The 22,623-nt window shown below is 69.9% G+C and carries 20 protein-coding genes; 15 read left to right on the forward strand and 5 right to left on the reverse strand.

The window, feature by feature from the left end; all coding sequences use genetic code 11:
• Window positions 1–132 precede the first annotated feature (132 nt).
• Window positions 133–417 (forward strand): cell division protein CrgA, encoded by a 285-nt coding sequence (locus tag ABEA30_RS04360; RefSeq protein WP_345579536.1) that lies wholly within the window; start codon window positions 133–135, stop codon window positions 415–417.
• Window positions 414–1,061, forward strand: a complete 648-nt coding sequence (locus ABEA30_RS04365) for an HAD family hydrolase (RefSeq protein WP_345579539.1) — start codon at window positions 414–416, stop codon at window positions 1,059–1,061. Before ABEA30_RS04360 ends, ABEA30_RS04365 begins: the two co-directional genes overlap by 4 nt.
• Here ABEA30_RS04365 and ABEA30_RS04370 read toward each other — a convergent pair.
• Entirely contained in the window at window positions 1,029–1,559 is a 531-nt protein-coding gene (locus ABEA30_RS04370; protein WP_345579542.1) for a YbjQ family protein, read from the reverse strand. The two genes, ABEA30_RS04365 and ABEA30_RS04370, sit on opposite strands and share 33 nt — an antisense overlap.
• Window positions 1,560–1,671: 112 nt before the next feature.
• On the opposite strand from ABEA30_RS04370, the gene lysS reads away from it, so the two are divergent.
• The 6 genes from lysS to ABEA30_RS04400 all read left to right on the forward strand — a co-directional run bounded on the left by lysS (window position 1,672) and on the right by ABEA30_RS04400 (window position 9,153).
• The gene (lysS, locus tag ABEA30_RS04375) at window positions 1,672–3,192 is read left to right on the forward strand and encodes a lysine--tRNA ligase (RefSeq protein ID WP_345579545.1); all 1,521 of its coding nucleotides are present in this window, start codon (window positions 1,672–1,674) and stop codon (window positions 3,190–3,192) included.
• Window positions 3,193–3,330: 138 nt separating this feature from the next.
• Entirely contained in the window at window positions 3,331–4,311 is a 981-nt protein-coding gene (locus ABEA30_RS04380; RefSeq protein WP_345579548.1) for a DMT family transporter, read from the forward strand.
• The gene (locus ABEA30_RS04385; RefSeq protein WP_345579551.1) at window positions 4,308–5,600 is read left to right on the forward strand and encodes an extracellular solute-binding protein; all 1,293 of its coding nucleotides are present in this window, start codon (window positions 4,308–4,310) and stop codon (window positions 5,598–5,600) included. The genes ABEA30_RS04380 and ABEA30_RS04385 overlap by 4 nt, the downstream gene beginning before the upstream one ends.
• Window positions 5,597–6,520 (forward strand): carbohydrate ABC transporter permease, encoded by a 924-nt coding sequence (locus tag ABEA30_RS04390; protein WP_345579554.1) that lies wholly within the window; start codon window positions 5,597–5,599, stop codon window positions 6,518–6,520. The genes ABEA30_RS04385 and ABEA30_RS04390 overlap by 4 nt, the downstream gene beginning before the upstream one ends.
• Window positions 6,521–6,523: 3 nt before the next feature.
• Window positions 6,524–7,420: a carbohydrate ABC transporter permease gene (locus tag ABEA30_RS04395; protein WP_345579557.1), complete on the forward strand. Its 897-nt coding sequence runs from the start codon at window positions 6,524–6,526 to the stop codon at window positions 7,418–7,420.
• 161 nt (window positions 7,421–7,581) lie between these two features.
• Window positions 7,582–9,153 carry an MGH1-like glycoside hydrolase domain-containing protein gene (locus tag ABEA30_RS04400; protein WP_345579560.1) on the forward strand — a complete coding sequence of 524 codons (1,572 nt, stop codon included), beginning with the start codon at window positions 7,582–7,584 and terminating at the stop codon, window positions 9,151–9,153.
• Between the two features lie 75 nt (window positions 9,154–9,228).
• On the opposite strand, the gene ABEA30_RS04405 is transcribed toward ABEA30_RS04400, so the two are convergent.
• The 3 genes from ABEA30_RS04405 to ABEA30_RS04415 all read right to left on the reverse strand — a co-directional run bounded on the left by ABEA30_RS04405 (window position 9,229) and on the right by ABEA30_RS04415 (window position 14,601).
• Window positions 9,229–10,740, reverse strand: coding sequence for an amino acid permease (locus ABEA30_RS04405; RefSeq protein ID WP_345579563.1), 1,512 nt, complete (start codon window positions 10,738–10,740; stop codon window positions 9,229–9,231).
• A 428-nt stretch (window positions 10,741–11,168) separates the two neighbouring features.
• Window positions 11,169–11,621 carry a hypothetical protein gene (locus ABEA30_RS04410; RefSeq protein ID WP_345579566.1) on the reverse strand — a complete coding sequence of 151 codons (453 nt, stop codon included), beginning with the start codon at window positions 11,619–11,621 and terminating at the stop codon, window positions 11,169–11,171.
• 1 nt (window position 11,622) lies between these two features.
• Complete coding sequence (locus ABEA30_RS04415) at window positions 11,623–14,601, reverse strand: glycoside hydrolase family 2 TIM barrel-domain containing protein (RefSeq protein WP_345579569.1); 2,979 nt, start codon at window positions 14,599–14,601, stop codon at window positions 11,623–11,625.
• 198 nt (window positions 14,602–14,799) lie between these two features.
• On the opposite strand from ABEA30_RS04415, the gene ABEA30_RS04420 reads away from it, so the two are divergent.
• From ABEA30_RS04420 to ABEA30_RS04435, 4 genes are all read left to right on the forward strand, one after another.
• Entirely contained in the window at window positions 14,800–15,810 is a 1,011-nt protein-coding gene (locus ABEA30_RS04420; RefSeq protein ID WP_345579572.1) for a LacI family DNA-binding transcriptional regulator, read from the forward strand.
• A gap of 326 nt (window positions 15,811–16,136) precedes the next feature.
• Complete coding sequence (locus ABEA30_RS04425; RefSeq protein WP_345579575.1) at window positions 16,137–16,538, forward strand: DUF2218 domain-containing protein; 402 nt, start codon at window positions 16,137–16,139, stop codon at window positions 16,536–16,538.
• Between the two features lie 9 nt (window positions 16,539–16,547).
• Complete coding sequence (locus ABEA30_RS04430) at window positions 16,548–17,099, forward strand: dihydrofolate reductase family protein (protein WP_345579577.1); 552 nt, start codon at window positions 16,548–16,550, stop codon at window positions 17,097–17,099.
• Between the two features lie 189 nt (window positions 17,100–17,288).
• Entirely contained in the window at window positions 17,289–17,933 is a 645-nt protein-coding gene (locus ABEA30_RS04435; RefSeq protein ID WP_345579580.1) for an alpha/beta hydrolase, read from the forward strand.
• Window positions 17,934–18,233: 300 nt separating this feature from the next.
• Here ABEA30_RS04435 and ABEA30_RS04440 read toward each other — a convergent pair whose 3' ends face one another.
• Complete coding sequence (locus ABEA30_RS04440) at window positions 18,234–18,947, reverse strand: NUDIX hydrolase (protein WP_345579582.1); 714 nt, start codon at window positions 18,945–18,947, stop codon at window positions 18,234–18,236.
• A gap of 65 nt (window positions 18,948–19,012) precedes the next feature.
• Between ABEA30_RS04440 and nadA the strand changes: the two genes are divergently transcribed.
• Genes nadA through nadC form a run of 3 tightly spaced genes read left to right on the forward strand, consistent with a single transcriptional unit; the run spans window position 19,013 to window position 22,622 of the window.
• Window positions 19,013–20,032: a quinolinate synthase NadA gene (gene nadA / locus ABEA30_RS04445; RefSeq protein ID WP_345579584.1), complete on the forward strand. Its 1,020-nt coding sequence runs from the start codon at window positions 19,013–19,015 to the stop codon at window positions 20,030–20,032.
• Entirely contained in the window at window positions 20,032–21,744 is a 1,713-nt protein-coding gene (locus tag ABEA30_RS04450; protein WP_345579587.1) for an L-aspartate oxidase, read from the forward strand. The genes nadA and ABEA30_RS04450 overlap by 1 nt, the downstream gene beginning before the upstream one ends.
• Window positions 21,741–22,622 (forward strand): carboxylating nicotinate-nucleotide diphosphorylase, encoded by an 882-nt coding sequence (gene nadC / locus ABEA30_RS04455; protein ID WP_345579590.1) that lies wholly within the window; start codon window positions 21,741–21,743, stop codon window positions 22,620–22,622. Before ABEA30_RS04450 ends, nadC begins: the two co-directional genes overlap by 4 nt.
• Window position 22,623: the final 1 nt, after the last annotated feature.

Raw genomic sequence — 22,623 nt, forward strand, 5'->3', positions numbered from 1 at the left:
ACTACCGCCTCAGAATGCTCCTCATCGGCGGCGGTCTACGACTATGACCCCACGCTCAGGTACGAAGAGCCGCAAATGTGGGCATTGTCGCCGGTGTCAATTAGGCTAGGGCGGACCCCAGAAGGAGACATCGTGGCCGAATCCAAGGTTCGCAAGCAGGCAGCTGACAAGCAGAAGCGCAAGCGCCTGTCGGAACTCGCTGAGCAGCGCGCCGAGACGGCGCGCCTCGCGCCGGGCGGGCGGAACTGGGTGCCGGCAGTGTTCATCCCGGTGCTGCTGTTCGGGGTGCTCTGGATGGTCGTCTACAACCTGGCCGGCCAGGACATCGGCTTCATGCGCTCCATCGGTGACTGGAACGTCGCCATCGGCCTCGTGCTCATCGTCGTCGGCTTCTCCGGCATGACGCTCTGGAAGTGAGCAGCGCCCTCGGTGTCTTCGACGCCGTGATCTTCGACTTCGACGGCACACTCGCGGATTCCACCGCGGCCATCGTGCGTGCCGCCGCAACGTGGGCTGCGGAGTTCGGGGTGGAACCGCAGGACCACAGCCGCTACACCGGCCTCCCCAGCGACGCCATGGTCAGGGCGCTGCTGCCCGCCGAACGCTTCGACGAGGGGCAGGCCCGCATCGAGCAACTCGAGATCGAGGACGTGGCAGACGTGATCGCGCTGCCCGGCGCCATGGCGGCGCTCGAGGCGGTGCCGGCCGAGCGTGCCGCGATCGCCACCTCGTGCACCGCCCCCCTCCTGGACTCCCGCATGACGGCGACGGCGTTGCCCCGGCCGTCGGTGGTGGTCACGCGTGACCAGGTGGTGGAGGGCAAGCCCTCGCCGGAGTCCTTCGCCCTCGCGGCGCGCCTGCTGGGCTTCGCGCCGGAGCGGTGCCTCGTCGTCGAGGACGCGCCGGCCGGTGTCGTCGGCGCCCGGGCCGCGGGCTGCGCGGTGCTCGGCATCCTGACGCACCACACCGTCGATGAACTCGGGGCGGACTGGCACGCGGCAGACCTGTCGGAGGTGGTCTTCGAGGCCTCAGCCGACGGAGTCGCCGTACGGTGGGCCTGATCCCTCCAAGGGCCGCAGCCTGACGGCGGTGCCGTAGGCCGCCAACTCGGTGACGGTGTCACTGATCTTGCCGCCGTCGAACCGCACGCCCACCACCGCGTCGGCCCCCGCTTCCTGCGCCTGTTGCACCAGCGCGCCGATCGCGTCCTGCCGCGCGGCGGTGTTGATGAACGCCATCTCCGGGCTGTGCGCCATGTCGCGGGGGCGGGTGGCGATGCCGATCACCACGCCGAGGACCGCCGCCACCTCGCGGCCCGGCACGTCGTCGGTGGTCGAGACCGGCAGGTCGTAGGTGACGAAGCGAGGCCGACGAGGATCCGTGTCGCGCTGGGCGACCGGGGAGATGGGTTCGGGCGGCACGGGCACGGGCGTCGGATGCGGCGCCACCGGGCGCGGCCGGGGCCCGGGCATGGGCCGGGGCAGCGGGCGGGTCTGCTCCTGCGACGGGCGGGGGCCAGGCCTCGGCGCCTGGCCCGGGCCAAAGGTGGGCTGGCTCATCCAGCAAGCCTAGCCGCGGATCACGGGGGCGTTGGCAGAGGCGCGGGGCCGCGCGACGGCGGCGCCGCCGTCGAAAGTGGCTTCCCGGAGCGGCGACGGTAGGATGTCGCGCGTGACTGAGACCCCTGACACCCAGCTGCAGCCCACCGACTCCGAGCAGACCGCCGTCCGCAAGGAGAAGCGCGCGCGCCTGCTGGACAAGGGTGTCGAGGCCTACCCGGCAGACCTCAAGCGCAGCCACACGCTGCGGGAGATCCGCGCGCAGTGGGGCCACATGGAGGCCGGCGAGGAGACGCAGGACGTGGTGACCACCGGTGGCCGCGTCGTGTTCATCCGCAACACCGGCAAGCTCGCGTTCGCCACGCTGCAGGACGGCTTCACGCCCGACGAGAACGGCGAGCGGCTCCAGGTGATGCTGTCGCTGGCGGAAGTCGGCGAGGAGGCGCTGGCGGAGTGGAAGCACACCGTCGACCTGGGCGACTTCGTGTGGGTCACCGGACGCGTGATCGTCTCGAAGCGCGGCGAGCTGTCGATCATGGCCAGCGAGTGGCGCATGGCCGCCAAGGCACTGCGCCCCCTGCCCGTGATGCACAAGGACCTGTCCGAGGAGTCGCGGGTCCGCCGTCGCTACGTCGACCTCATCGTCCGTGACGAGGCCCGCGAGATGGTGCGCAAGCGCTCCGCCATCACGCGCGCCATCCGCGAGACGCTCTACGGCCAGGGCTACATGGAGGTCGAGACCCCCATCCTCCAGCTGATCCACGGCGGCGCGGCCGCGCGCCCGTTCGAGACGCACATCAACGCGTTCGACATCCGCATGACGCTGCGCATCGCGCTCGAGCTGCACCTCAAGCGCACGATGGTGGGCGGCGCGGACAGGGTGTTCGAGATCGGCCGCGTGTTCCGCAACGAGGGCATCGACTCGACGCACTCGGCCGAGTTCACCATGCTCGAGGCCTACCAGGCGTGGGGCGACCAGGGCACGATCGCCCGCACCATCCAGGACATCGTCGTGGCCTCTGCCGACGCCGTCGGCTCCCGCCAGATCGAGACGTCCAAGGGGGTCATCGACCTCGACGGCGAATGGCGCTGGTTGTCGGTGTTCCCCGCGCTGTCGGAGAAGCTGGGCGAGGAGATCAGCGTCGAGACGCCCGCCGAGGTGCTGCACCGGTTCGCCGACGCCAACGAGGTCGAGTACGACAAGAAGTGGGCCGCCGACAAGATGGTCATGGAGCTGTTCGGCGAACTCGTCGAGCCCGGCCTGCTGCAGCCCACGTTCGTCTACGACTACCCGTCGATCGCGCAGCCGCTGGCCCGCCGCCACCGCTCCGACGCCGGCAAGGTCGAGGCATGGGACCTCATCATCGGCGGCGTCGAGCGGGGCACCGGGTACACCGAGCTGGTGGACCCCGTCATCCAGCGTGACGTGCTGATGTCGCAGTCGAAGCTGGCCGCGGCCGGTGACCACGAGGCCATGGAGTACGACCAGGACTTCATCGAGGCCCTCGAGTACGGCGTCCCGCCGATGGGCGGCCTGGGGCTGGGCATCGACCGGTTGATCATGCTCCTGACCGGCGTCGGCATCCGCGAGACGATCCTCTACCCGCTGCTGCGCCCGTCCTCCGAGCACTGACCGGCAGCTGATCGGCGGCCTGCGGCCTCGAAGGCCGTCGGCGTCCTTCCGCCTGTACCTGAATGAAACCGGTTGCATCGACGCGGGCACTGTTTTACACTCCCGGTGTAACCGGTTTCATTCAAGGAGGAGTCAACCGTGACGAGAGGCAGCAGGGCGACAACCGCCACCCTGGGCATCCTCGTCGTCACCGCGATCTGGGGCTCGACGTTCTTCATCATCAAGGACGCGGTCGACAAGATCGACCCCATCGACTTCCTCGCCGTCCGGTTCGCCATCGGCGCCGCGATCCCCGCCCTCGTCTTCCACCGGCGACTCCTGCGGCTCACCCCCCAGCAATGGCAGGTGGGCCTCGCGCTCGGCGGCCTGTACGGCCTGGCGCAGATCGTCCAGACGGTGGGGCTCCAGCACACCGACGCCTCGGTGTCCGGCTTCATCACCGGCACCTACGTCGTGCTCACGCCCATCATCCTGTGGATCGCGTTCAAGGCCCGACTCACCCGGATGACCTGGGCCGCCGTCGGCATCGCCGTGCTCGGCCTGGCGGTCCTCAGCCTGTCGGGCGTGGGGTCCGGCGGCGTCGGCGAGTCGCTGACGCTGGTGGGCGCCACCCTCTACGCGCTGCACATCGTGATGCTGGACCGCTGGTCGCGCACCATGGACGCCGTCTCACTCACGGTGACGCAGCTCATCGGCGTGGCCGTGACCTGCTCGTTCCTCGGGCTGCCCGGCGCCTACCGCATCCCCTCTGACCCGACGGTGTGGGCAGCGATCCTGTACACCGCCGTCGTAGCGGGCATCGTCACGATGCTCATCCAGACCTGGGCCCAACGTCACGTCACCCCCACCCGCGTGGCGCTGATGATGACGTTCGAACCGGTCTTCGCCTCCGCCTTCGCCGTCGCCCTCGGCGGCGAGACCCTCACGGCCCGCCTCATCCTCGGCGGGTCCCTCATCCTGCTCGCCACGTTCGTGGGCCTCCGGGCAGGCAGAGCCGACACCACCAATCCCGACCTCCTCGAGCACATCACCACAGAACATCCACCGGCCCCGCCCGGCCCGGACCACCCCCACCACCCGACAGGGTCATCGACGACCCGAGACAGGAGCACCCCATGACCACGTTCACCCGCCGCCAGTTCGGCGGCTTCGCCGGCATCCTCGCCGCGGCCGCCGTCGCCGGCCCCGTCCTCACCGCCTGCTCCGGCACCGGCGGCCAGAAGGGGCAGGGCAAGGTCGTCTGGTCCACGTGGGGCACCCCCGACGACCTCAAGAGCTTCGACCGCTTCCAGGAGCAGTTCAAGGCCGACCACGCCGAGATCGAGCTGGTCTTCCAGCCCACGGCGTCGTACTCCGAGTACCACTCCAAGCTGCTCACGCAGCTCAGCTCGGGCACCGCGCCGGACGTGTTCTACATCGGCGACGACCGCGTCGCCTCCATCATCCGCAACAACGTGCTGATGCCCGTCGACGGCGCCTCGGTCAAGGAGGGCGACTTCGCCGAGAACGTCCTCGACATCGCCCGCTGGGAGGGCAAGCTCTACGCGCTGCCCAACGACGTCAACCCCGACACCCTCTGGTACGACAAGGAGGCCCTCAAGGCCGCCGGCATCACCGACGACCCCGCCACGCTCGCCGAGAACGACGAGTGGACCACCGAGGCCTTCTTCGACATGACCTCCAAGCTGGCCGCAGCCGGCCTGACCGGCGCCGTGTACTGGAACTACTGGGCCACGCACGACGGCTTCATGACCACCAACGGCGGCAAGGTCTACGACGGCGACGGCAAGTACGTTGCGCACACCGACGCCAACTCCGTCGCCGCCATGGACGCCTACGCCCAGCGCTTCCAGTCCGGTGAGCTCAAGCTCGCCGACCTCCTCCCCGAGGGCGCCGGCTCGGAGACGCTCCTCGTCACTCACAAGCTGGGCTTCCTCGCCGCAGGCCGCTACACCATCGGCGCCATCCGCGGCGCGGGCGTCGACGAGACGCTGTACGACGTCGTCCGCTGGCCCACGCAGGACGGCAAGGCCGCGCCCACCGGCGTCGCCGCTTCCTACCTGGCCATCAACGCCAAGGCCGCAGACCCCGAGGCCGCGCTCACGTTCTTCTCCGCGTTCCTCGACGCCGACGGGCAGCGCCTGCGCCTCGAGGGCCAGGGCAACGCCGTCCCGTCCATCAAGGGCACCGACGCGCTGGTCACCGACGGCGGCTACCCCGCGCACGCCCAGACCATGCTCGACATGCGCGACATGGGCTACTCGAACTACGCCACCGAGGCGGCCGTGCCGGACCTCAGCAACCAGATCTCGGTGGAGTACATGCAGCCGCTGTACGAGGGCAAGAAGGACGCGCAGACCGCCCTCAACGAGGTGGCCGCCCTGGTCGAGGAGAAGACCAAGGCATGACCACGACAGCTGTGACCGGGGCGGGGCACCCCCCGTCCCGGCGCGGCTGGCGGGACAAGGACAAGTACTGGGGCATGTTCTTCGTGGCGCCCCAGGCGCTGGGCATGCTCCTGTTCACCCTGATCCCGTTCGCCGCCGCGTTCCTCCTGGCGTTCACGGAGTGGAACGGCTTCGGCGTGCCCGAGTTCATCGGCTTCGAGAACTTCCGGGACCAGCTGACCAGCCCGCTGCTCGGCCGCGCCATCGTCAACACGCTGGTCATCGCCGTCGTCACGGTGCCGATCGGCCTGTTCCTCGCCATCATCGGCGCCACGGTGCTCAACAAGATCCGGGGGCGCGCGTTCTACCTCGTGCTGTTCTTCGCCCCCGTGGTGACGAGCGCCGTCGCCATCGCCCTGATCTGGCAGCAGTTGCTGCGCGCCGACGGCGTGATCAGCGGCTTCCTCACCAACACCTTCGACATCCCACCCATCGACTGGCTGGGCCACCCCTGGCTGGCGCTCCTGGCCGTGTGCCTCGTGACGATCTGGTCCTCGCTGGGCCTCAACATCGTGATCTTCATGGCGGGGCTGCAGTCGATCTCGCCATCGGTGCTCGAGGCGGCCGCCATCGACGGCGCCGGCCCCGTCGCCCGGTTCTTCAAGGTGACGCTGCCGCTGCTGAGCCCCATCGTGTTCTACCAGTCGGTGGTCGCGTTCATCTCGTCGCTGCAGACGTTCGACCTGGTGTTCGTGCTCGTCAACAACGCCGGCCCCGACAACGGCACCCGCACGATCGTCTACCACATCTACGACCTCGGCTTCGCGAAGTCGCAGTTCGGCCTCTCCAGCGCCGCCTCCATCGTCCTGCTGGGCCTGACCCTGGTGATCACCGCGATCCAGTTCGGCGCCCAGAAGAAGTTCGTCCACTACGAGGGCTGAGCCATGACCGTCACCACCGCCCCTGTCCCCACCGCCGGCGCACCCGCAGCGCCGTCGACGCCGGAGCGCCGCCGTCGGACCCGCCTCGGGTGGGTGAAGCACCCGCTGGTGTTCGCCGTCGCGCTGCTGATGGTCGCGCCGTTCCTGTGGATGCTGCTGACCTCCTTCAAGGGCCTGCCCCAGCTGCTGCAGGACCCGCTGTCGGTGCTGCCCGACCCCTGGGTGTGGACCAACTTCGGCGACGCCTTGACCGCGCTGCCGTTCGGGCGCGCCTACATCAACTCGATCTACATCACCGTGCTGGTGGTGTTCGGCACGTTGCTCACGGCCTCGATGGCCGCCTACGGCTTCGCGCGCATCCCCTTCCGGGGCTCGAAGGTGCTGTTCTGGGTGTTCCTGGCGATGCAGATGGTGCCCAAGCAGGTCACGCTCGTGCCGTTCTACTTCCTGATGGCGCAGTTCGGCTGGGTGGACTCGCACCTTGCGCTGATCATCCCGGCGATCATGGTCAATCCGTTCGGCGTCTTCCTCGCGCGCCAGTTCATCCAGTCGGTTCCCGTGGAGCTGGAGGAGGCCGCGATGATCGACGGTGCGTCACGCTGGCGCATCTACTGGACGGTCATCCTGCCCGCCATCCGCCCGGGGCTGGGCGCGTTGGCGATCATCGTCGCGCTCGACGCCTGGAACAACTTCCTGCTGCCGCTGGTGCTGCTGAACTCGACGGAGCTGTTCACCGTGCCGCTGTTGCTGTCGCAGTTCCAGGGCCAGTACGGCGGCATGAACTACGGCCTCGTCATGGCCGCCACGGCGCTCTCGACCGTGCCGATGCTGATCGCGTTCGTGATCGGGCAGCGGCAGATCATCGAGTCGTTGGCGACGTCGGGCCTCGGCGGCCGCTGACGTCGCAGACCCGAGCCCGCGACACGCTGGTTGAGCCCGCGACACGCTGGTTGAGCCCGCGACACGCTGGTTGAGCCCGCGACACGCTGGTTGAGCCCGCGAGTTCTACGAGCGGTGTCGAAACCGCCAAGGATTCCCGACCACACCGACCAAGGAGCCCCATGACCGCCGACCTCGGGCAGGACCTCGCCCACTGGTTCGACCTCGACCACGTGCCGTACACCGTGCGTGGCTCCCGTCTGTTCGTGCGCCGCGCCGACGACGGGCTCACCGTGTTCCGAGCCGCCTATGAGCGGTCGTTGGCAGACAGCGTGGCCGTGACCGGCCTCCAGGTGGTCGACGACGAGGGCAGGCCGGCGGAGGTCGAACGCGTGGATCCGTGGCGCATCACGTTCCGCGGTGGCGCGCATCTCTACGTCTCCGCCGGCGACGAGGTGGTGGTGAGCCTGCCGCCGGGATTCACGGTCGAGGGCGCGGTCAACCGCAAGGAGACCACCCTCCGGATCGCCCGGCCGCCTGCGGAGGGCCCTGACCCCGTAGCGGCGGAGCTCCGCCGGTGGATGGCGAAGTGCCCCACCGTCGACGAGCGGTATCGCGACGTCACCCGCTTCTGCTGGTGGGTGTTGGGAGCCAACACCCTCACGCTCGACGCGCCCGCCGGGCTGCGCCGCGCCGTCGTGCCGTCGAAGATCGGCTACGTCGGGCTCTGGCAGTGGGACGCGTACTTCATGGCGATCGGGCTCCGCCACGGTGATGTGGACCTCGCCGCCGAACAGCTGCGCATCGCGTTGGCCTACCCGTCTCCGGACGGGCAGCTGCCCGACGTGGTGCACGAGGAGGGCATCCTCGCCTCGTCCGACGACCTGCCCCCCGGCGACCTTGAGAACCTCCGCCGCATGGGCTCGCCCAGCCTCGCGCACTCCCGCGTCCCGCTCACGAAGCCGCCGCTGACCGCGCTCGCCGTGCAGCTCCTGGCGGAACAGGCCGGCCCGGGCGTCGTCGACGAGTTCCTCGACACCATCCTCGCGGCCCAGGAGTGGTGGTACTCCGCCTCCGCCCCGGCTGGGAACCCGGCCTACCTGCACCCCTACTCGTCCGGGCTGGATGACTCACCGATCTTCGACCACGAGGCCATCCTCGTCTCGCCAGACCTCACCAGCTACCTCGTCCTTGCAGACCACCTCCTGGCCGGTTGGCTCGAGGAACGCGGCCGCCACCCGGACGCCGCCCGCTGTCGCGCCCGCGCGGAGGCGTCGGTCGAGCGGCTCGCCGCCTCCTGGGACGACTCCCGCGGCTTCTTCCCCAGCATCGGCGAGCACGGCGACCCCGTCGCCTCGGAGACCATCGTGTCCCTCATTCCCGTGCTGGTCGAGGGGCTCCCGGAGCGTCTGCTCGACGGCGTGCTCGCGGCCATCCGCGACCCGCGGCGCTTCGCCACCACGCACCCGCTGCCGACCGTCGCCGTCCGCGATGCCGACTTCTCCCCCACCGCCATGTGGCGCGGGCCCGTCTGGGTCAACACGAACTGGCTGGTGGCCACGGGGCTGCGCGCCCGCGGTCAGGTGGCCGAGGCGGAGCGCATCGAGCGCGCCACGCTGGCGCTGGTCGCCGAGCACGGGCCCAACGAGTACTTCCGCCCCGACACGGGCGCCAAGCCGCCGCGCGCCACCACGGTCTTCGGCTGGTCGGCCGCCCTCACCGTGGATCTGGCGGTGCGCCTGTCGCAGGCGTGAATCTTTTCCCTACGCAAACAGAGTGACCGATGTGGATAATCCACATCGGTCACTCTGTTTTGGTAGAGATAATTCTCAGCCGGCGACCGTCGGGTCGGCCTGCTCGGCCGGAGCCACGTAGTCACCACGCAGCATCTGCTCTGCCGTGGGCTCGAGCTCGGCCTCAGCAGCTGCGGCATCGGTGGCCTTGAGGCGCTTGATGTAGCGCTCGTACCAGATGATGGCCAGGCCGAGGAACACCACGACACCGCCCACGTTGTAGGTCAGCGTCAGCCACAGCGGCTGGCCGGTGGGGGTGGTGCCGGCGATGAACACGAACGCGAACACCACGAGGAGGAAGGTGGCCACGCCCAGGCCTAAGCCGCGCTTGCCCATGCGGAAGTCGCGGGCGACGTGGTCGTACTTGCGGCGCAGCACCCAGTAGGCCAGCAGGATCAGCAGCGGTGGGAGCAGCGCCGTGGCGGCGGTCATGTTGATCACGATGCCCAGCAGGTCGTTGATGTTGCCGGAGCCGAGCGCCGGGATGATCAGGATCGGCACGACGATGGCGAACTGCAGCCATGCGGCGCGGAAGGGGATGCCCTCCTCGTTGAGCTCGACGAGCTTGCCGCCGAAGATGCCCGCGGGGATCTCGGAGAAGAAGATCTTCACCGGGGTGGAGGTCCACATCAGCAGCGACCCGAGGGTGGCGGCCAGCAGGATGAGGCCCACGCCGCGGTTGACGAGGTCGGCCGACAGCCCGAAGTGCTCGCCGACGGCGCCCATCACCACGAACAGGCCGTTGGAGTAGTCGAGGGTGCCGACGGGGACGAACACGTTCATCAGCAGCGAGGCGACGGCGTACAGCAGGCCGATCACGATGCCGGCGATGACGATGGTGCGGACGAAGGCCTTGACGCCACCGCGGAGGTCGTTGAGGAACACGGCCGACGACTCGGCGCCGCCGACGCCCTGGATGATCCATGCCAAGGTGCCGAAGAAGCCCCAGGCGACGGCGAACGACGACAGGTCAGGAGCCATGCTCGACACCGAGGTCGGGGTGGCGGGCTCGACGCCGCCGAACAGCGCGGCGAGCGACAGCAGGATGAACGCTGCGGTCAGCACGAGCACGAGGGTGGCGCCGATCGAGGTGACCGAGCCGATCCACTTGGCGCCCTTGGTGGAGACGAAGGTGGCGATCGCGAAGATGACGATCGACAGCACGGTGATCCACACCTGCGACAGCTGCTTCTCCTCGCCGTAGAACAGGTAGGAGGAGAACACGAGGATCAGCGGCAGCAGCGAGGCGAAGTAGAACAGGTTCACGAACCAGTAGCAGAACGCCGTGAGGAACGCCCAGCGGCCGCCCATCGACGTCTTGACCCACTGGTAGACGCCGGATTCGGAGTTCTTGTTCAGCGCCACGAACTCGGCGATGACCAGCGTGAACGGGATGAAGTACAGCAGCGTGGCGAAGAAGAACGCCGGGGCCGACGCCAGGCCGATCGCCACGTTGTTGTTGATGACGTTGCGGATGTTGAACACCGCCGCCACCGTCATGGTGAGCAACGCGAACATGCCGATCCGCGCGCGGTTGGTAGTGGTCATGATGACTCTTTCGAACGTAGGTCCACGGGGCTAAGCCCCAACGGGGTCACAGGGCCGGAGCCCCAAGGGGGTTTTGGGGCGGAGCCCCAACGGGGGTTTTGGGGCGGAGCCCCAACGGGGGTTTTGGGGCGGAGCCCCAACGGGGGCTTTGGGGCGGAGCCCCAACGGGGGTTTTGGGGCGGAGCCCCAACGGGGGTTTTGGGGCGGAGCCCCAACGGGGGGTTCACGGGGGGCGGAGCCCCAACGGGGGTTTTGGGGCGGAGCCCCAACGGGGGCTTTGGGGCGGAGCCCCAACGGGGGCTTTGGGGCGGAGCCCCAACGGGGGCTTTGGGGCGGAGCCCCAACGGGGGCTTTGGGGCGGAGCCCCAACGGGGGCTTTGGGGCGGAGCCCCAACGGGGGGTTCACGGGGGGCGGAGCCCCCCGTGCGCTACTTGTTGTGGAAGGTGGCACCCTCGACCGAGACGTGCAGCAGCACCGCTTCGGCGTCAGGCGTGGGAAGGATGCGGAAGGCCTCGTCGATGTCGACGACGAGTACCGCGCCCTTCGGGACGGTGACGATCTGGGCGTCGCCGCTGTAGGGCTGGCGATCGGTCAGATCTGAGTAGTCGCCTTCCTCGGTGAGGTCGGCCTTGGGGGCGACGGCGACGTCCACGTCGCCGTCGAGCGCCGCGACCACGCCGTGGTAGCGGCGCCGCCCGACGAGCTCGTCGGTGGTGAGCTCGGCGGTACGGTCCTTGCGGTAGGTGAGCGAGTCGACGATGGAGTAGGCGACCCCACTCTGAAGCGTCGGCGCGCTCTCGAGCGCCTGGATGGTGCGGCGCCACTTCTTGTGGCCGTCCATGATTTCCACCATCAGGTCGCGGTCGGTGAACAGGCGCATGTCAGTTCTCCTCGGTGGGTCGCAGGGTGAACTCGAAGGTGAACGCCTCGAAGCGGGTGCGGTAGGAGTCGAGCACCTCGGAGCCCCAGGAGTTGGAGCCGAGGCCCATCACCTGGTCGTTGAGGTTCAGCGTGACGTTGTCGCGGCGCACCAGGTCGGTGCGGTGCTGGGCGTCGTCGATGTCCTGCGCGGTGTGGTTCCACGCGGAGAAGTGGAACGGCGCCTGCTCGACGGGGCGGCTGACGTGCAGGCCGGTGCCGGCCTCGTCGGTGATGGTCATCCAGCGCACGTCACCCCGGTTGCCGTAGTCCTGCGGGTACACGTACGGCGTCTCCATGGCGTCGACGGTGGACTTCCAGAAGCCGATGGTGTTGGCGGCCTTGGAGTCGGGGTAGTTCTCGCCCGGGCCGTGGCCGAACCACGACACCTGCTGCAACTCGCCCGGCACCTCGAGGCTCACCCCGATGCGCGGGATGATGTCGCTGTAGTCGCCGTAGGGCTCGCCGGTGACGGCGACGGTGGCCACGCCGTCGGCCTGGACGCGCCAGGTGACGCGGCACTGCATGCCGAAGTCGAGCACGGGTGGCGCGACGCGCACTTCGTGTTCGACGACGAGTGCGTCGCCGTCGCGACGCCAGGCCACGTTGCGGGCCGAGCTCTGCATGATCTCGATGTGCCGCGGGGTCCAGTGCTCGTCGGACTCCTGCTGGTGGTTGTCGATCAGCGGCTTCCAGAACCCGACGCGCAGCGGTGCGGCCACGAGGCTGCGGCCGCGGGCCTGCCAGGAGAGGAGGCTGCCTTCCACCTTGTCGAAGACCAGTTCGCCGTCGCCCGTGGTGACGGTGAGCGTGAACTCGTCCTCGGCGGTCGCGAGCTGCCCGGCGGCCGCGGGGGCCTCGGGGAGCGCGTCGACGACGGCCAGCTGGTGGACGCCGAGCTCGCGGCCGGCATCGGCCCAGGAGTACGCCTGGGTGGAGAGCACGCGGGCGACCGACGCGGCGGGCGCGCCGTCGCCGAGCTCCAGCGGGAGGTCCGTGGTCCAGGTCTCGCCGGGGCCGACGGGGGCCGGGGAGATCGTGATCGGCTCTGCCGCGACGCCGTCGACGGTGGTCTCGATGCGGATCTCGACGTCGGCGAGGTCGGTGAACCAGCGCCGGTTCTGCACGCTCAGCACGCCGTCGTCCCAGGTGACGAGCACGGGGCAGATGACCTGCTTGTACTCGGTGAGGCCGGGGCTGGGCTGCTGCCAAGGGAAGACGAGGCCGTCGATGCAGAAGTTCTTGTTGTTCGGGTAGTCGCCGAAGTCGCCGCCGTAGGCGTAGAACTGGTCCTCAGTCGAGGCGCCCTCAGGCGTGCGGCTGCGGTCGAGAAGGCCGTGGTCGGCCCACTCCCAGATGAAGTGCCCCTGGATGGAATCCCACCGGTTGAACACCTCCTGGTACTCCGAGAGGCCGCCGGGGCCGTTGCCCATCGAGTGCCCGTATTCGCAGTTGATGCGGGGCTTCGGGTGCGGGTGCTCGCCGAAGTCGTTCATCTGCTGCACGCGCGAGTACATGGTCGAGATGACGTCGACCACCTCGCCGTTGCGGTCCTCCTCGTAGTGCACTGGGCGGGTGGGGTCGAGCTCCTTGGCGCGGTGGTACATCGCGCGGATGTTGCAGCCGAACTCCGACTCGTTGCCGAGGCTCCAGATCAACACCGACGCGTGGTTGCGCTGCGCGAGGACGTGGCGCTCGATGCGGTCGACGTAGGGCGCCTCCCAGGCGGGGTCGTCGGTGACGCGGGCCAAGTCGTCGACGTTGGCGAAGCCGTGCGACTCGAGGTCGGTCTCCGCGATCAGCATGAGGCCGAGCTCGTCGGCCATCTCGTAGAAGCGCGGGTCGTTGGGGTAGTGGGCGGTGCGCACGGCGTTGATGTTGTGCCGCTTCATGAGCTCGAGGTCACGGCGCGCGCGGTCCATCGAGATGGCGCGGCCCTTCTCGGGGTCGTGGTCGTGCCGGTTGACGCCGTGCATCTTGAAGTACGCGCCGTTGAGGTGCATCAGCCCGCCGTCGATGGTGATCTCGCGGAGGCCGAGGCGGTGCGGGACGTACTCGCTGACGCCGTCGTCGCCCATGACGGTGAGCGTCATGTCGTAGAGGTGGGGCGTCTCGGGGTTCCAGAGGCGGGCGTCGTCGACGGTGACCGTGACGGTGTCGCCTGGCTGGAGGGAGGCGGCTGCGACGGTGGTGTCGCCGTCGGCGATCCTCCAGTCGATGCTGCGAGCGCCGTCGGCCTCCACGGTGAGGGTGACCTCGGCGGAGTCGCCGACGACGTGGGTGCGGACGAAGAAGTCGGTGAGGCGGGCGGCGGGGCGGGTGACCAAGTACAGGTCGCGGAAGATGCCCGAGGCCCACCACATGTCCTGGTCCTCGATGTAGGTGGCGTCGCTGTACTGCAGCACCTTGATGGCGAAGAGGTTGTCGCCGTCGACGATGTGGCCGGTGATGTCGAACTCGGCGGTGAGGCGTGAGCCCTTCGTCATGCCGACGAAGTCGCCGTTGAGGAAGATCTCGGCGTAGGACTCGACGCCGTCGAGCTTGAGGATGACCTGCTCGCCCGGCTGGGGGCGGGTCAGCTGCACGACGCGCTGGTAGGCGCCGGTGGGGGTGTCGGCGGGCACGCGGGGCTGCTCGATGGGGAACGGGTACCCCTCGTCGGTGTACTGCAGCGCCCCGTAGCCGTCGAGCTGCCACATGTGGGGGACGGTGACCGTGTTCCAGTCGCCCTGGTGGGAGCCGGTGAACGCGGCGGGCACGCGCAGCGGGTTGTCGAACAGGCGGAACTGCCACTCGCCGGACAGGCTGACGAAGCCGCGGGAGTTCGCGCGGTCACGCGTGGCGGCGGCGTCCTCGGTGGCGTAGCCGAAGAAGTAGGCGCGGGCCCCCAGCCGGTTGCGCCCCGTGAGGGAGGGGTTCTCCCAGTCACGTACGTCGGTCATGGACTCGTGTCTCCTTTGCTCTGAGTCCCGGCCCACTCCCCCATGGAATGAAACCGGTTACATCCACATAATGTACATGAGCTTCCTGGAAATCGTGCATCCGGGGTCCGAAAAATGAAACCGGTTTCCTTCCGTGGTGTCGATCAGCCTCGAAGGGGTGCGACAATGGGGCACCACGCCTTGGAGGGAGGAGCGGACTTGGACTCGATCAAGCGCGCCACGATCAGCGACGTCGCCCGAGTGGCAGGGGTGTCGCGTGCCACCGCCTCCAGGGCACTCAACGACTCCGACGCGGTGACCGCCGCCACCAAGGAGAAGGTGCGGGCCGCCGTCCGGGAGACCGGCTTCGTGATGAACAAGATGGGCCGGGCGTTGGCGGTGGGCCGTTCCGAGACCATCGCCGTGCTGGTCACCGAGCCGCTCGACGAGTTCTTCAGCGACCCCACGTTCCTCACCGTCCTGCGCGGCATCACCGAGGGCCTGGCGGAGACGTCGACGATGCCGGTGCTGCTGCAGGCCTGGTCCGACGCGGAACACCTCAGGGCGCTGCGCCACATCGAGCGGCGCGCGGTGGACGCGGTGATCTCGATCTCCCCCTACGTCGGCGGCGACATGCTCGAGGCGCTGCGCGAGGGCACGCTGCCCGTCGTGCTGTGCGGCCAGGTCGAGGGGCAGCCGTACCTGGGCGTGTTCTCGAGCGTCTACGCCGACGACGTCGCCGGCGCACAGCTGGCCGGGGCCCGCATGCGGGAGCGCGGCCGCCGTCGGATCGCAGTGATCAACGGCCCGCAGGACAACCCCGCGGCAGTCGACCGGTTGGTGGGCTACCGGGACTCGCTCGGCGACGCCTTCACCCCGGAGCTGACGGTGTGGACCGGCTGGGACGAGGGCTCGGGCTTCGAGAGCATGCGCGCGCTGCTGGAGCGGGAGCCGGGGATCGACGGCGTGCTGGCCGCGTCCGACCGAATCGCCGCCGGCGTGCTCCAGGCGCTGTCCGTCTCGGGCCGCTCGGTGCCGGGCGACGTGTCGGTGATCGGCTTCGACGACCACGCCCTCGCCGCCAGCGCCACCCCGCCGTTGACGACGGTGCGGCAGCCGATGAACCAGCAGGGTCGACTGGCGGCCGAGTTGGCGATGGACATGATCGAGGGCAAGGAGCCCCGCACCGTGGTGCTCGACATGGAGTTGGTCGAGCGCGCCTCCGTGTGAGCGCTGGTTGAGCCGCGAGCCGTCATGCTGGTTGAGCCGCGAGCCGTCACGCTGGTTGAGCCGCGAGCTCTGCGAGCGTGTCGAAACCCCGCGAGCCCGCACGCTGGTTGAGCCGCGAGCTCTGCGAGCGTGTCGAAACCCCGCGAGCCCTGCGAGCGTGTCGAGACCCCGCCAGCCGCGTCGCACTGATTGAGCCGCGTCACGCTGGTTGAGCCGCGAGCTCTGCGAGCGTGTCGAAACCCCGCGAGCCCTGCGAGCGTGTCGAAACCCCGCAAGCCCTCCGGACACCCCACACCCGCGCCTGCCCCAGCGACTACGCTGAACACATGAACTTAGGCGACCCTAACTCCCTCAGCAGCGTGGCCTCCGTCACCACGGAGCGCCCTGGTCGGTACGGGAAGCAGCTCGTCAGCCACATGTCGCGCAGGTGGGGCGGTGACTGGTCTGCCGACACCGAGTCCGGCTGGATCCAGCTCGGCGAGACCGGCCGCGCGGAGATCACCGCGGAGACCGACACGCTCGTCATGCAGGTCTTCGCCCCGGACGCCGAGACCATCACGCGGCTCGAGGGCGCCGTCGGCCGCCACCTGGTGCGGTTCGGCGCGAAGGACGAGCTCACCGTCGCCTGGACCCGTGACGACGACATCCCGGGCACGCAGCAGCGCTGGGACGACCCGGAGCCCGAGCACGACCGCGAACACCGCCCAGGCGGCCCGTCCGTGTCGTAGCGTCGACCCATGGGCAAGATCGTCTTCGACACCGCAACGAGCCTCAACGGCTGGATCGCCGATGAGCGCAACTCCCTCGACTGGCTGTTCGCCGTCGACGGCGGGGAGCAGCCCGACGAAGGCCTGATGCCCAGCAACGCGACGGTGCTCGTGGAGGGCTCCACCACCTACGAGTGGGTCCTGGAACACGACGACGTCCTCGCGCACCCAGAGGAGTGGCAGGACTTCCACGGCTCCCGGCCGGTGTTCGTGTTCACGACGCGTGACCTGCCCGTGCCCGACGGCGCCGACGTCCGGCTGGTCTCCGGGAGGGTGACCGACCACATCGACGACATCCGCGCCGCTGCCGGTGACGGCGACATCTGGGTGGTGGGCGGCGGCGACCTCGCCGGCCAGTTCCTCGACGCCGGGCTCCTCGACGAGATCGCGCTCTCCGTCGCCCCGGTGGCCCTGACCGGAGGGGCGCCGTTGCTGCCCCGCAGGCTGGAGTCTGACCGCCTGCGGCTGCTCTCGGCCACCGCCCATGGCCAGTTCGCCCGCTTGGTCTACGCCGTCTCCTGAGGGCGCCCCGCGACGAAGGAGCCAGGCACGACGAAGGGCCGTTCCCTGAGCGTGCCCAGCGACGAAGGAGCCAGGCACGACGAAGGGCCGTTCCCTGAGCGTGCCCAACGACGAAGGAGCCAGGCACAACGAAGGGCTCAACCCAACCGCCAGCCGCGCACCGCTTCCGGCTGCTGGCAGGATGTACCCATGAGCCAGCCAGCCATTGACCCCACCCTCACCCTGTGGTCCACCGAGCAGCGCGACGGCCTGCCGTTGCTCGTCCTCCTCCACGGCTTCGGGTCAGATGAGCGCGACCTGTTCAGCCTCCTCCCCTACCTCCCCACCGGCATCGCCGTCGCCTCGTTGGCGGCCCCCGGCTCACCGCCTGCCCCGATGCCGGGCCGCGCCTGGTTCCCCATGGGCACCCTCGGCAACACTCACGAGGCCATCGAGGATGCGGCTTCGGCGGTGCGGCGGTGGGTCGACGACCACGCCGGCACCGCGTCGTCGGTGGCCCTGCTCGGTTTCTCGCAGGGCGCCTCCGTCGCGCTTCAGGCGCTGCGCCAGGAGCCGCAACGCTTCGACGCCGTGCTGGCGCTGAGCGGCGTGGTCTCACCGTACGAGTCCGACGGCGATGCCGCGCTCGCCGATCGGCGTCCGCCCGTCTTCTGGGGCCGCGGCACGCTGGACACGATCTTCGCCGACGAGCTGATCGACCACACCGCCGAGTGGCTCCCGCAGCACTCCACCGCGACGGTCCACCTGTACCCCGGCCTGGGCCACGGCATCTCGCAGGAGGAGCTGGGCCACATGGTGGAGTTCATCGAAGCCTGGCGCGACACCGCCGCCTGAGCCAACGGCCCGCCCCCTGAGGCAACGGCCCGCCTCCTGGGCCGGAGGCCGGGCTGCGGGCGGACCGCTTCGGTAGATCGCGGGCCCTGCCCCGGGCGCGGCCCGCCCCCGGGCGTCGACGGCGGCCCGGGCATTGTTGAGTTGTGCAGCGAAGCGGCTGCACAACTTCACTCTGCCTGGTTCACCGTGCCGGGGCGAGTCCCAGCGGTGAGCCCGCCCGGCGACCCGTCGTCCGCAGCTCGGCCCAGCAACAAGCCCAGCGGGGTGCCGCGCCACCCCTCACTCAGGTCGCAGCACCCCTCACTCGGGTCGCAGCACCGCGAACGGGTCCGTCACCACGAGTTCCCTGTCCACGAACCGGAACACCCTCGCGGGCCTGCCGCCCTTCGCACCCGGCGACGTCATCTCCCCCGTCGACTCCAGCTGACCGCGCCGCGTCAGCACCCGCTGCAGGTTCGTCGGCGCGACGTCGTGGCCCAGCGCCGCGACGTACACGCTGCGCAACTCCGCAATGGTGAACTCGGCCGGCATCAGCGCGAACCCGACGTTCGTGTAGGACAGTTTCGCCCGCAGTCTGCGCACCGCGTGCTCCACGACCACCCGGTGGTCGAACGCCATCTCCGGCACGCCGTCGACGGGCACCCATGCCGCGTTGTCCGGCAGCTCCGGCTCCTCGCCTGCCGAGACCAGCCCCAGGTAGCTGGTGCCGATGGTCCGCTGGGCCGGGTCCCGCGACGGGTCCGAACTGGTGCCCAACTGCTCGAGGTGCGCCAAGCCGGCGACGTCGACCTTCGCCGCCAGGTGCCGCAGCACCGATTCTTCGAGCGTCTCGCCCGGCTCGACCGGCCCCGACGGCAGCGCGGGCACGCCTGCGAACGGCGCCGATCGTCGCACCGCCGTCAGCACGCACAGCCTCGCGTCGACCCCCTCGCCGCGCACCTGCAGCACCGCACCGATCGCCTCGTGGCGGTACAACGCGACCCCTGCGGAGTCGCGGATTTGGCTGCGGGTCATGGCTGCATGCTACAGTGACGCAAGTTTCCGCCTGCGAGACGAAAACCCACCGAAGGGATACCGCCATGACGCTCACCCTGAACCCCACCTGGGAGCAGTGGACCGCCGACGAAGTCACGCAATGGCAGGAACGCGTCCACCGATTGGCCGCTGAGCGCAACGCGGTGATCCTCGCGCACAACTACCAGGCGGGCATCATCCAGGACGTCGCGCACCACGTCGGCGACTCCCTCGCCCTCAGCCGACTCGCCGCCACCGCGGACGCCGAGACCATCGTGTTCGCCGGCGTGCACTTCATGGCCGAGACCGCCAAGATCCTCTCCCCCGCCAAGCGCGTCCTCATCCCGGACCAGAACGCGGGCTGCTCGCTCGCCGACACCATCAACGCCGACCAACTGCGCGCCTGGAAGGCCGAACACCCCGACGCCGTCGTCGTCTCCTACGTCAACACCACCGCCGAGGTGAAGGCGCTGACGGACATCTGCTGCACCTCGTCCAACGCCGTCGACGTCGTGCGCAGCGTGCCGGAGGACCGCGAGATCCTGTTCCTGCCGGACCAGTTCCTGGGCGCGCACGTGCGACGCGCCACCGGCCGCAAGAACATCCAGGTGTGGCTCGGCGAGTGCCACGTGCACGCCGACATCTCCCCGTCGAACCTCATCGACGCCGTGCGCAGCAACCCGGACGCCGGCCTGTACGTGCACCCCGAGTGCGGTTGCACCACCTCGGCCCTGTGGCTGGCGGAGTCCGGCGAGCTGCCGGAGGGCCGCACGCACGTGCTGTCGACCGGCGGCATGCTGGACATGGCCCGCACCGAAACCCGTAGCCAGGTGCTGGTAGCCACCGAGATCGGCATGCTGCACCAGCTGCGCAAGGCAAACCCGACGACCGACTTCCGCCCGGTGAACGCCCAGGCCTCGTGCCCCTACATGAAGCTGATCACGCCGGAGAAGCTCGAGGCCTGCCTGGGCGACCCGTCCACGACGGCGGCGTACGAGGTCGACGTGGCGCCGGAGGTCGCCGCCAAGGCCCGCCGCGCCGTCGAGCGGATGATCGCGATCGGCAACCCCGGCTCGGGCGAGTGATGCGCGCACGGGTCGTTGTGGTGGGCACCGGCGCTGCTGGCCTGTCCACGCTGCTCCACCTCGCTGCGGCCGGCGTCGACACCATCGCGATCACACGCGCCCACGCCACCGACTCCTCCACAGCCTGGGCCCAGGGCGGTCTCGCCGCGGTGTGGGATGACGCCGACTCCCTCGCGGCCCATGTCGACGACACCCTGACCGCCGGCGTCGGTCTCTGCGACGAGGGCGCGGTGCGCGAGCTCGTCGCCTCGGCCCCCGGTGCCATCCGCCGCCTCATCGAGCTGGGCGCGACGTTCGACCTCGCCCCCCATGGTGGCCTGGACCTCCACCTCGAGGGCGGCCACTCGCATCGTCGGATCATCCACGCAGACGGCGACGCCACCGGGGCGGAGATCGAGCGTACCCTCTGGGCCGCCCTGTCCCGCGCGTTGGCCGGCAGTTCCGTGCGCATCCTGGAGGACACCCGTCTGGTCGACGTCATGACCGAGGGTTCCCGGGCGGTTGGCATCCGAGCCCTTGCCGACGGGGAGTTCGACATCCACGCTGACGCGGTGGTGCTCGCGACCGGCGGCCTCGGCCAGTTGTGGCCGGTCACGTCGAACCCGTCCGTCGCAACCGGCGACGGCGTGGCCGCCGCCCTGCGGGCAGGCGCCGAGATCCGCGACCTCGAGTTCGTCCAGTTCCATCCCACCGTCCTCGCCGACGACGGGGCCGCGGCCCGCGGCGTGCTGATCAGCGAGGCGGTGCGGGGTGAGGGGGCGTTCCTCGTGGACTCCCGCGGCCACCGGATCATGGCCGGCGTGCACCCGCTGGAGGACCTCGCCCCGCGCGACGTCGTCTCCGCGGCGATCATCGCGCATCTCGACGCCACGGGCCAGCCCCACGCGTTCCTCGACGCCACGCACTTCGGTGCGGCCAAGTGGGAGACCCACTTCCCCGGCATCCTGCAGCTCTGCCGCGAGCGCGGAGTCGACCCGGTCACCCAGCCCATCCCCGTGCACCCCGCGGCCCACTACTCCTGCGGCGGTGTGGCGGCGACCCTCGACGGCGTCACGAGCCTCGAAGGCCTCTTCGCCGTCGGCGAGGTCGCGGCGACGGGCGTGCACGGCGCCAATCGCCTGGCTTCGAACTCGCTCACCGAGGCCCTCGTGATGGGCGACAGGCTCGGCCGTCTCCTTGCCGCGCCGCTGGGTCCTGCTCCGAGCCCTCTGGCCGACCTCGACCCCCCGCTGGTCGAGCCCAGCTCCGCCACGCTGCTCGAGCCCGACTCCCCCACGCCGGTTGAGCCCGACTCCCCCACGCTGGTTGAGCCCGATTCGCGCAGCGAATCGGCGTCGAAACCCCCAAGCGTTCACGCTCGGCGCAACCGCCCACTCATCGACCCACAGGCAATGCCAGGCATCAAGGCGGCAATGCAGCAGCACGCGTTCGTTGCCCGCACTGCCGACGGCTTGAGCACCCTCCTCGCGAACCTCGCCGCCGCTCCCACCGCCGACACCCTCACCCCAGACTCGCTCACCGCGACCAACCTCCACCTCCTCGCGACAGCGATCGCGACGGCAGCCCTGGCCCGGCAGGAGTCCCGCGGCGCGCACCGGCGAGCTGACTTCCCCGGTCGCGCCGACCCCCATCGGCTCGTCCTCACCCTCACCGACGCCGGCCTCACCTGCACCGCCCTCCCACTGCCCTCCGCTGAAAGGACCGCCGCATGACCGCCCGGCCCCTCCCCATCTCCGCCCCCGCAGAGGAACTGCAGCGAATCGTCGACATCGCGCTCGACGAGGATCTCCGCTTCGGCCCCGACGTCACCACGCTCACCACGGTGCCCGCCGAGGCACACGGCACCGCCGAGGTCGTGAGTCGCGATGTGGGCGTGATCTCCGGGATCGACGCGGCCTTGGCCTCCCTCCGTTCCCTGGCCAGCCGGCTCGGCACGACCGCGACTGCCGAGGTCGTGGCACCCGATGGCTCCCACGTGCGCCCGGGCGACGTGGTGCTGCGCATCGAAGGCCCCGTCCAGACCCTTCTCACGGCCGAGCGCACGTTGCTGAACTTCCTCGGCCAGCTGTCGGGCGTGGCCACCGCCACGTCGAAGTGGGTCGAGGCGGTTGCGGGCACCGCCGCGCGGATCCGCGACACCCGCAAGACCGTCCCCGGTCTCCGCACGCTGCAGAAGGCGGCGGTCGTGCACGGCGGCGGGGTGAACCACCGCATGGCGCTGGGTGACGCCGCCCTCATCAAGGACAACCACGTAGCGGCGGCCGGGTCGGTCGAGGCTGCATTCCGCGCGGTGAAGCGGGCTGCGCCGCACATCCCGGTGGAGGTCGAGTGCGACACGCTCGACCAGGTCCGCGAGGCAGTCTCGGTGGGCGCCGAGCTTGTGCTCCTCGACAACATGACCCCCGACACCATGCGCGAGGCGGTCGCCCTCTGTCGCCCGGCCGGTGCGCAGACCGAAGCCAGTGGCGGGCTCACCCTCGGCTCGGCAAAGGCAGTGGCCGCCACAGGCGTCGACTTCATCTCGATCGGCGCGCTGACCCATTCGTCGCACGTCCTCGACCTCGGCCTGGACCTCCGCACCACACGTTGAA

Origin of the sequence: Tessaracoccus lubricantis, from assembly GCF_039544535.1 — a bacterium.
GTDB classification, from domain to species: domain Bacteria; phylum Actinomycetota; class Actinomycetes; order Propionibacteriales; family Propionibacteriaceae; genus Arachnia; species Arachnia lubricantis.

Excerpts from the sequence above, each read along its gene's own strand:
- ABEA30_RS04435 (WP_345579580.1), top strand. The coding sequence starts at position 17,289 with ATGAGCCAGCCAGCCATTGACCCCACCCTCACCCTGTGGTCCACCGAG.
- ABEA30_RS04370 (WP_345579542.1), bottom strand. The coding sequence starts at position 1,559 with ATGAGCCAGCCCACCTTTGGCCCGGGCCAGGCGCCGAGGCCTGGCCCC.
- ABEA30_RS04395 (WP_345579557.1), top strand. The coding sequence starts at position 6,524 with ATGACCGTCACCACCGCCCCTGTCCCCACCGCCGGCGCACCCGCAGCG.
- ABEA30_RS04430 (WP_345579577.1), top strand. The coding sequence starts at position 16,548 with ATGGGCAAGATCGTCTTCGACACCGCAACGAGCCTCAACGGCTGGATC.
- ABEA30_RS04400 (WP_345579560.1), top strand. The coding sequence starts at position 7,582 with ATGACCGCCGACCTCGGGCAGGACCTCGCCCACTGGTTCGACCTCGAC.
- ABEA30_RS04440 (WP_345579582.1), bottom strand. The coding sequence starts at position 18,947 with ATGACCCGCAGCCAAATCCGCGACTCCGCAGGGGTCGCGTTGTACCGC.
- nadA (WP_345579584.1), top strand. The coding sequence starts at position 19,013 with ATGACGCTCACCCTGAACCCCACCTGGGAGCAGTGGACCGCCGACGAA.
- ABEA30_RS04425 (WP_345579575.1), top strand. The coding sequence starts at position 16,137 with ATGAACTTAGGCGACCCTAACTCCCTCAGCAGCGTGGCCTCCGTCACC.
- nadC (WP_345579590.1), top strand. The coding sequence starts at position 21,741 with ATGACCGCCCGGCCCCTCCCCATCTCCGCCCCCGCAGAGGAACTGCAG.
- ABEA30_RS04390 (WP_345579554.1), top strand. The coding sequence starts at position 5,597 with ATGACCACGACAGCTGTGACCGGGGCGGGGCACCCCCCGTCCCGGCGC.
- ABEA30_RS04410 (WP_345579566.1), bottom strand. The coding sequence starts at position 11,621 with ATGCGCCTGTTCACCGACCGCGACCTGATGGTGGAAATCATGGACGGC.
- ABEA30_RS04450 (WP_345579587.1), top strand. The coding sequence starts at position 20,032 with ATGCGCGCACGGGTCGTTGTGGTGGGCACCGGCGCTGCTGGCCTGTCC.
- ABEA30_RS04385 (WP_345579551.1), top strand. The coding sequence starts at position 4,308 with ATGACCACGTTCACCCGCCGCCAGTTCGGCGGCTTCGCCGGCATCCTC.
- ABEA30_RS04405 (WP_345579563.1), bottom strand. The coding sequence starts at position 10,740 with ATGACCACTACCAACCGCGCGCGGATCGGCATGTTCGCGTTGCTCACC.
- ABEA30_RS04415 (WP_345579569.1), bottom strand. The coding sequence starts at position 14,601 with ATGACCGACGTACGTGACTGGGAGAACCCCTCCCTCACGGGGCGCAAC.